At 73.0% G+C, this 2,999-nt stretch carries 2 protein-coding genes; both read right to left on the bottom strand.

The genetic code is table 11. The features are described 5' to 3' along the window. Positions 1–2,261, bottom strand: a 2,261-nt coding sequence (mrdA, locus tag NBX02_RS07250) for a penicillin-binding protein 2 (RefSeq protein WP_250290555.1), incomplete at its 3' end; no start/stop codon positions are given. Positions 2,262–2,302: 41 nt separating this feature from the next. Then, positions 2,303–2,785, bottom strand: a complete 483-nt coding sequence (gene mreD, locus NBX02_RS07245; protein ID WP_445548307.1) for a rod shape-determining protein MreD — start codon at positions 2,783–2,785, stop codon at positions 2,303–2,305. Between the last annotated feature and the right edge of the window lie 214 nt (positions 2,786–2,999).

Genomic DNA, 2,999 nt, shown 5'->3' with positions numbered 1-2,999 from the left:
CCGGTGGACCGGCCGGTGAACGAGATACCCGACAGGCCGGCGGCCGGCGCCGCCGCGGTACCCGCCGCGGCCGCACCGGGGGCAGTCGCACCGAGGGCAGCCGTGCCCGGGGCAGCCGCACCGAGGGCAGCCGCACCGGGGACGGCCGCACCGGGGGCCGCTGTGCCGGGGGCCGGCTCGGGAGCCGTGTCGGCGGCGAACGTCCCGTCCTGCTTGAGGCGGGGCAGCTGGGACGGCGGCCTGCCGCCGGCGAACGCCGCGGGGCGTCCGATGCCGTAGATGCTCTGGTAGATGGCCTTCACGGCCGGGGCCGCGTACTCGGCGCCGGTCCCGGAGTCCGGGATGGTCACGACAACGACGAACTGCGGGTCGTTCGCGGGCGCGAACGAGGCGAACCAGGAGGTGTCCCCGGAGCCCTCCACCTCGGCGGTACCGGTCTTGCCCGCGACCGGGATGGTGTCGTTCGGCCAGTCTGCGAACACCCCGGTCGCGGTCCCGCCGCCTTCGCTGGTCACCCCGTGCAGGGCCTCGCGGAGGTAGGCCAGCGTGTCGGGCGCGGCCGGCAGCCTGCCGGCGGCCCTGGGCTCGATGGTCCGCACGACGCGGCCGTCCGGGGCCATCACCGCCTTGGCCAGGGTGGGCTGGTACAGCGTCCCGCCGTTGGCGATGGCGGCGTAGGCGGCCGCGAGCTGCAACGGGCTGACCGACAGGTACTGCCCCTGCCCGATCGCGAACTGGACCGCCGCGCCCCCGTTGTACAGGTAGCCGTCGACGCACGCCTCGGCGGCGTACTGGCGGAAGCGTTCGGCCTTGGCCGGGTCGGTGGCCTCCGGGTAGCCGTTGCGGGCCCGGCGGCAGTAGGAGTCCTTCAGCTCCTCCCAGATCTCCTTCGCGCCGGCCCGGTCGACGACCGACCCGGCCGTCTCGCCCGGCAGGTCGATGCCGGTGCGGCTGCCGAACCCCAGGGCGCGGGCCATCCTGACGAAGTACTCGTTGGGCTCCCGGTACGGGCCGCGGCCGTTGCGCAGCCCGCCGTCGGCCAGCCACGCCTCGTAGGCGAACTGGTCGAAGATGACGTCGCAGGAGATGACCAGGGCCTGATGGAGGGTGATCGGCCCGGCGGACGACCCCTCGAAGTTGTGGAAGGTCTGGGTGCCGATCTGCAGGGTGGGCGCGCAGTCGTACTTCCTGGTGGCCGACGCGCCGAGGCTGGTCAGCGCGGTCAGGGTCGACACCGGCTTGAACGTGGACCCGGGCGCGCTCGAGCCCTGGTACGCCCGCGACAGCAGCGGAATCCCGTTGGCCTGGTCGGACAGTGCCTGGTAGTCGGCTTCGGAGACGCCCCCGACGAAGACCGACGGGTCGTAGGAGGGCAGGCTCGCCATGGCGATCACACGGCCGGTCCTCGCGTCGAGCACGACGCCGGAGGCGGTGCGCGCCTGCCCGCCGCCAAGGGAGTCCAGGGTCTTGCGCAGGGTCTGCTCGACCGCCTGCTGGACACCGATGTCGAGCGAGAGCACGAGGTTGTCACCGCTGCTCGGCGCGGTGGCCGACGCGGTGCCCGCGACCCGCCCGAACCGGTCGACCTCGAGCCGCTGCACGCCGTCGGCGCCCCGCAGGTCCGCGTCGTAGGTGTTCTCCAGCCCGGCGACACCGACCAGGCTGTTCTGGTGGTATCCCTTGCTGGCGCCGTCGGCGTCGAGCTGCTTCTGGGTGACGGGGCTGAGATACCCCAGCTCGTGCGCGGCCAGGGAGCCCTGGGGGTACTCGCGCACGGCCTGCAGGTCGGCCGAGACCCCGGGGAACCGGTCGGGATGCTCGATGATCGCCAGCGCCTGCTGCGCGGAGACGTCCTTGGCCACCGGGACCGGCTGGTAGGGCGAGCCGTTCCAGCACGGCGGCTTCACCGTGGCGGAGCAGAACTGGATACGCGCACTGATGTCGGCGACGGGCATCCCGATCGCGTCCGACAGCCGCTCCAGCACGGCCTGTCCGGAGTCCTCCTGCCGGTCGGTGACCGACCGGTTCACCGATATGACCAGGGAGGTCCGGTTGCGGACAAGGGGCTGCCCCTGGTCGTCCACGATCAGGCCACGGATCGCCGGGGTGACGACCTCACGGACCCGGTTCGTCTCCGCGAGGTGGCGGTAGTGATCACCGTTGAGTATCTGCAGGGTCCACAGCCGGGCACCAAGTGTGATCAGCAGGGAGACCGCCAGGACGCGCAGGACGACCAGCCGTACCCGGATGCGGTCATCCAGGGACTCCTCCAGGGGGCCCGGCCGCCTCGCCCGCCCCCTGATCACGGCTGCTCCCTGTGCAGGCGCCGCAGCCCGGCCGTGACCAGCGGGAAGATGACCGGAGTCAGGACCAGCGCGTAGAGCGCCGCGCCGAGCACGCGCAGCAGCGTCTGGCTACCGGTCAGGCTCGGCTGGCCGATGATGCCGGCCATCGCGGCGTGCCCGGCCGTCCCGAGGGCCGACGCGCCGGCGGCGACGGCCAGCGGCAGGTAGGCCGACCGGTCGGTCTCCTCCCCGACGAGCCCCACCCCGTACCCGACCAGCGAGAAGACCATCGCGGTCTGGCCGAGGACGTGCGTGGAGAGCAGGTCCGCGAGCAGGCCGATACTGAAGCCGACGACCGCGCCGGTGACGGGCCCCTGGCACAGCGCCACGAAGCAGAGCACGATCAGGATGATGTCGGGGCTGCCCAGCGGCAGGCGCAGCGCGGCGATGACGGACACCTGCACCACGATCAGGACGGCCATCACGGCGACGGTGGCCACGATGATCCTGCCCCGCGGCCCGGCCGCGCGCGTACCCGTGTCCCACATGATCCCGCCTCAGCCGGTGGACGTCCTCGCCGCGGGGGCGAGCGTCGCTGTCGGGGAGATCCGCGCGGGCGTGCCTGGCGACGGCGACGCGGTGGCCGGCGACCGGCCCGTCGCGGCGGCCGGTGATGCGGCGCCGTCTCTTATACACATTTGACGCTGCCGACGA

The sequence above is a fragment of the Protofrankia sp. CiP1_Cm_nod1 genome, assembly GCF_920888515.1.
In the GTDB taxonomy this organism is placed as follows: Bacteria; Actinomycetota; Actinomycetes; order Frankiales; family Frankiaceae; genus Protofrankia.
The sequence above is the reverse complement of the archived record's forward strand: the minus strand, read 5'-3'. Positions and strand labels throughout refer to the sequence as shown.